Raw genomic sequence first — 5,969 nt, forward strand, 5'->3', positions numbered from 1 at the left:
AACTACTTTAGCCAAATCCTTGTTTCTCAACAAGTTTTTATCCGCATCACCGCCGATGGATGTGCATTCTACAGCATTTCTAATCGCTTGCAAGCCTGTTTTTTATTATTTTCTTTTGCATGTTTCTTTTTTCTACAAATCTGATGTTTTCGTTGTTTTTATCATCTATTTATGTACAAAAAGCAGGCTCACGGCCTGCTTTTTATTTTTTCCATTGCCGTATTAGTCAGTAAACGTCACACGGGCGATGGCTTTTTTACCAGACTGAATAATATAAGTTCCATTCTCTTTTACAGAGAAACTCATATCCACAACATTCCAATCGACTTTAACTGCACCACGTCCAACGGCATCTTTAGCTGATGCTGCATTCGGATTTAAACCCGCCACACGTAAAATAGTTGCAATAAATAATTCACCACCAAATTCAGCACGAGAAATGGTTACTTCAGGCGTATCTTCAGGAACTTCACCTTCAGTGATTCGATTCCCTGCACTCTTATGTGCATTTTCTGCTGCTTCTGCATCATGGAAACGTTCAACAAGCTCAAGTGCTAAGATGCGTTTAATTTCTTGTGGATTACGACCTGCAGCCATTTCCTCAAGTAGAACTTTAATTTCATCTAATGACTTAAAACTAAGTAGATCAAAGTAACGTTCAATTAAACTATCTGGCATCGACAATATTTTTTGATACATTGCACCTGGTGTGTCGAACACGCCAATGTAGTTGCCTAAAGATTTAGACATCTTATTTACGCCATCTAAACCTTCAAGAATAGGTACTGTAATGCATACTTGTGATTCTTGACCATAACGACCTTGCAAGGTGCGCCCCATTAACAAGTTAAAGGTCTGGTCTGTACCACCTAACTCAACATCTGCTTCAAGCGCAATTGAGTCATAACCTTGTACTAATGGATATAAGAACTCATGAATGGCAATAGGCTGATGATTGTTATAGCGCTTAGTAAAGTCATCACGTTCTAACATACGTGATACGGTTTGTTGGCTCGCCAATTGGATCAAATCAGCAGCAGACTTCTGATTGAACCATTCTGAGTTAAAACGGACTTTAGTTTTATTTGGATCTAAGATCTTAAAGACTTGTTCTTGGTATGTTTTTGCATTGGCAAGGACTTGTTCTTTTGACAACGGCGGACGTGTTGCACTTTTACCCGTTGGGTCACCAATCATCGCAGTATAGTCACCGATTAAGAATGTGACTTCATGCCCTAAGTCTTGGAAGGTTTTTAACTTATTGATGAGAACAGTATGTCCTAAATGTAAATCAGGAGCCGTAGGGTCAAAGCCTGCTTTTACACGTAGTGGACGATTCTCTTTGAGTTTTTTCAATAAATCTTCTTCAGAAATAATCTCGTGCGTGCCTCGTTGGATGAGAGCAAGCTGTTCTTCGGCGGGCAAGAAATTTGACATCACAAAACCTAAACACATCAGTTATTCAATTTGTGCGATATACTAACATTTTTTCAGCGTCTTGCAGGGGAAGTTGTATATGAGCGCAATCTATATTGGTGTAATGACTGGCACAAGCATGGATGGTGTTGATATTGTTGCAGCTTCTTTTAATCCTTTAACTTTGCACGCAACCCTGACTGTTCCTTTTGATCCAGAATTACGTGATGAATTGATGGCGCTCACTTTGCCTGATGATAACGAAATCGATCGTATGGGCAAAGCTGATGTGGCTCTGGCACAGATGATTGGACATGGTATCAATGAACTGATCAAACAAAATAATTTAGATCGAAATCAAATTAAAGCGATTGGCTCACATGGGCAAACTATTCGTCATCGTCCTGAACATGGGTTTACCTTGCAAATTGGTGATCCCAATATTATTACTGAAATCACTCGTATCCCTGTTATTTCGGATTTTAGACGTCGGGATATGGCTGCTGGTGGTCAGGGTGCACCTTTAGTTCCTGCTTTCCATCAGGCCTTGTTTCAGCATGACAGTATTCATCGCGTCATCTTAAATTTGGGCGGAATTGCAAATGTCAGTATGCTACCTGCAAACAATGCGGACGGCGTATATGGATTTGATACAGGTCCAGCCAATATTTTGATGGATGCATGGTGTCATCGTCATACAGGTCATCCATATGACGAGAATGGTGACTGGGCTGCATACGGCAATCCCATTCGCTCATTGCTAGATCGTTTACAAACACACGAATTTTTTGCAAAAGAACCTCCGAAGAGTACGGGTCGTGAAGACTTTAATTTAGAATGGTTGGATGAGCAGCTTAGCGATTGGCGAAGTGATTTAGAGTACGATGAACTTGAAGATACACCAGAGAATGTTCAAGCAACCTTAATGAAACTGACAACTCGTGCAATTAAGAAAGCAATTTATCGCAGTAAAGATGCTATGCCGACAGGTGAAATTTATGTTTGTGGTGGTGGTGCATATAATTCATATTTACTTGAACAACTACGCTGGCGTTTGCGCAAGCATAATTGGTCTGTGCAAACTACAGATGCGCTGGGTCTTTCTCCAACGTGGGTTGAAGCCACAGCTTTTGCTTGGTTAGCGATGCGTTTTATGGAACAACTCAGTGGTAATTTACCAGCTGTCACGGGTGCATCAGGAAATCGTATCTTGGGTACAATTACTGCGGTGTAAATAGCAAAAAGCTTCTCGTATCGAGAAGCTTTTTTTTATATTTTTTTTAAACTTAAATCGAGAAAGAAGATCCACAACCACACGTCGTTGTTGCATTTGGGTTTTGTACAACAAAACGTGAACCTTCCAAACCTTCTAGATAATCAACGACTGAACCGACTAAATATTGATAACTTAATGAGTCAACCAACATTTTAACATCACCATTGGTAAATTCAGCATCGTCTTCATTGGCACTTTCTGCAAAGTTAAAACCATAAGAAAAGCCAGAACAACCTCCACCTGTTACATAGACACGTAACATAAGATCATTATTCCCTTCACTTTCGCGTAATTGGCGAACTTTTTTGGCAGCATTATCTGACAATTCAAGAGCTTGTGCGTTCATGATGGATATTCCTCGACTTTTCTTTGTCTTTCATACATAAAAGACCCGATATTCAGTATAGCATACTCAATATCGGGTCTGTATTTGAAGTTTTAAAGGGCTATTCAAAATACTTTTACAAGATTATTTGTAGTTTTCGTCTTGTAAGCCACATTCAAAATTCTTTGGATTTTCTTTACAACGGAATTGCCACAAAAGCTTCATCATGCGTTTATCGTAAATCCCTTTAGCTGTCAGGTTAATACGTGATTCACGCATAAGTTTTTGATAGCCTGGCTTATCAGACTCAGGAACTTCCATCCAATATTTTTGCGGAATATCCGCCTTCATTTTACCAAGGATACCAAATGCACGTGGTAGTTGGCTTTTAACCCACTCGCGTGACTTTTGACCAAATCCTGCTGGGAATTTATCTGGATGAATAATCAAATTACCTGTCACTTGTAAGATCGGATAATTCACAATTGCGCCTTTTGTACCCAAACCTTTATGCAATTCCAAAGGTTTAAATGCAGCTGCTGGCGCACCAATAATATCAACCTGACCGTTATTAAATTTTGCACCAAAGTTTGTAATATCTGAACTTACAGCCTGTGCTCCGACTTGTGAAGCCATAATTTTCTGTGCTTCATCATAGTCTAATACTGCGATTTTCTTACCTGCAGCTTTTGCCACCGTATTGATATTACGATCATTAACAAGTAAATAAGCATCACCGACTGGGATCACACCGACAACTTCATATTTGCCATTGACCATCGATTTTCCGAACACTGGGCTAGCAAGACCTTGCATCACTTTAACTGCAAGTTTTAAGTCAGTGATTGCGCCAATTGCATCGAGAGAACCTGTAAATTTATTGAATTGGCGACCACGCATTCCTGTGATACTCACACCATCACATTTTCCAGCTTTAAAGTCTTCAGCAATTACAGCCTCATTGGTGCCAACTTTTAATTCGATATCAGCGCCCCAAGTCTTTGCAGCGAGCTGATAATCTTTCATAAGTGCGTAAACATCGCCACTTTTACCAACAATATCAAATACACAAATTGTTTGCTTTGCCTGAGCGCCTGCGGATACGACTGCAACACCTGTTGCGAGCATTAATGTTTTAAACCATTGCATGTTCTTTTTTCCTTTGCATTTTGGTGATTGTTGTGACATCACACCCAAAATCTTAGAACCACGTTTAATTCCCTAATGGTATATAAACGAAATCCCTCATCATCAATCGTAAATCTTCCTGATCAAAATATATTTTAATCTTCACGATTTCATTTGATTTTTATCTCATTATGATTACGAGATTTTAAAGTAAAGGCTATGACTTAAATGACGATCACAAAAAAACAAAAAGCCTAGATAAATCTAGGCTTTAAGTGTCATTTTTGGCAATTACTGATTATTCACCAGGTAATGCACATTCAAAGTTTGATTTGTTCACTGAACAACGAGATTTTTTCAATACAGACATCATACCTGCATCGTAAATACCACGCTTAGTCAAATCCATACGACCATCACGTAATAATTTTTGATACTTCAATGTATCTTCTGCGCTTAAGTTCATTTTGTACTTCGCTGGAATTTCAGCTTCGTAACGTTTGATCATTGCGAATGCTTTTGGAAGTTGCTTCACAAAGTAATCACGAGATTTTTGACCAAAACCAGCAGGGAATTTTTCTGGACGAATAACAAGATCCGCAGTTACTTGTAAAACTGGGAAGTTGAAGATACCACCATTAGTACCTAAACCCTTGCTCAATTCTAATGGTTTGTATGCATAAGCAGGCGCACCTACCATATCAACTTGACCATTGTTAAATTTAGCAGCGAAGTTAGAAACGTCAGAAAGTACTGCTTGAGCGCCTACGCGTTGTACCATGATTTTTTGAGCATCATCGTAACCCAATACAGCGAATTTCTTACCAGCAGCTTTTTCAATTGAGTTAATGTTCTTGTCACGTACGAAGATATACGCAGCACCCAATGGAGAGATACCCGCTACTTCATATTTGTTACCACCAAGATTAGTCGTCATCTTCGCAGCATTACGAGCATCTAGAACGTAAGTAATCGCACGTTGAGCAATTTCATTGCTCGGCGCACCACCTAAAGAATCGATAGAACCCGCGAATTTGTTGTATGGGCGAGCACGCATTGCTGTCATTGCTACAGCAGCACATTTACCAGCCTTGAAATTATTGTCAGCAACTTGCTCATCAGTGATAGCTAGAAGGTTAACGTCAGCACCCCAACCTTTTGCAGCAAGTGCCCAGTCTTGCATCATTTTGTATGATTCACCTGACTTCCCTAATAAGTCGAATACACACACATCGATTTTTGCTTGAGCAGATGCTGACATGCCCATCATCGCAGTTGCTGCAATAGCTAATGCAATTTTTTTCATATTTTTCATCCTTTCACAAACTTTATGTTTGTCTCCTTGTTCGAAGCAAATATTAATCATGTTTTCTGAAAAAAAATAGAGCTTGTACTCTATTTTTATGTCAGGATTGTTTAATATTTGTCCTTTTTTATATCATCCACTTCTTTTATAGGACTTACGCATTGACGGATTCAAAAAAGTACTAAAATACTTTATAAAGTATCTGTGATCAGACGAATTAAACATGCTTCTACAGCAACTTGTACTCTACCCATTTATATGGGCTTTCTCATGACAGAACCGAACTCTATTAGCTGCACACAACTTGCCGAGACTTATAATATCTCGCATGATAGTGTAAATCGCTTTCTAGAGCGTGAAGATTACACACCTCACGACCTATATCAAGAATCAATTCAACATATTGATAATAACAAACTTATAGTCAGTATTGATGATACTGTTTTAGATAAACCATATAGTCAACATATGGACTTAGTTAGCTATTTTTGGTCAGGCAAACACCACCGATCCGTCAA

The 5,969-nt window shown here is 39.0% G+C and carries 5 protein-coding genes and 1 pseudogene; 2 read left to right on the forward strand and 4 right to left on the reverse strand.

Annotated features, from left to right (window positions below):
* Nucleotides 1-222: 222 nt before the first annotated feature.
* A complete protein-coding gene (gene tyrS, locus MKL32_RS10750; protein ID WP_005404005.1) occupies nucleotides 223-1,455 on the reverse strand; it encodes a tyrosine--tRNA ligase in 1,233 nt (410 codons plus the stop codon).
* 61 nt (nucleotides 1,456-1,516) lie between these two features.
* Here tyrS and MKL32_RS10755 point away from each other — a divergent pair, with 61 nt between their 5' ends.
* Nucleotides 1,517-2,650, forward strand: a complete 1,134-nt coding sequence (locus tag MKL32_RS10755; protein WP_270900531.1) for an anhydro-N-acetylmuramic acid kinase — start codon at nucleotides 1,517-1,519, stop codon at nucleotides 2,648-2,650.
* 52 nt (nucleotides 2,651-2,702) lie between these two features.
* Here the strand turns inward: MKL32_RS10755 and erpA are convergent, their stop codons facing one another.
* From erpA to MKL32_RS10770, 3 genes are all read right to left on the reverse strand, one after another.
* Nucleotides 2,703-3,038, reverse strand: coding sequence for an iron-sulfur cluster insertion protein ErpA (gene erpA / locus MKL32_RS10760; protein WP_004914604.1), 336 nt, complete (start codon nucleotides 3,036-3,038; stop codon nucleotides 2,703-2,705).
* 123 nt (nucleotides 3,039-3,161) lie between these two features.
* Nucleotides 3,162-4,166, reverse strand: coding sequence for a putative solute-binding protein (locus tag MKL32_RS10765; protein WP_004914600.1), 1,005 nt, complete (start codon nucleotides 4,164-4,166; stop codon nucleotides 3,162-3,164).
* Nucleotides 4,167-4,443: 277 nt separating this feature from the next.
* Nucleotides 4,444-5,451: a putative solute-binding protein gene (locus tag MKL32_RS10770; protein WP_004965197.1), complete on the reverse strand. Its 1,008-nt coding sequence runs from the start codon at nucleotides 5,449-5,451 to the stop codon at nucleotides 4,444-4,446.
* A gap of 204 nt (nucleotides 5,452-5,655) precedes the next feature.
* On the opposite strand from MKL32_RS10770, the pseudogene MKL32_RS10775 reads away from it, so the two are divergent.
* Nucleotides 5,656-5,969 (forward strand): annotated as a pseudogene (locus tag MKL32_RS10775) (IS701 family transposase); the annotation flags it as partial.

The sequence above is a fragment of the Acinetobacter sp. AOR34_HL genome, from assembly GCF_027854795.1.
GTDB lineage: Bacteria > Pseudomonadota > Gammaproteobacteria > Pseudomonadales > Moraxellaceae > Acinetobacter > Acinetobacter junii.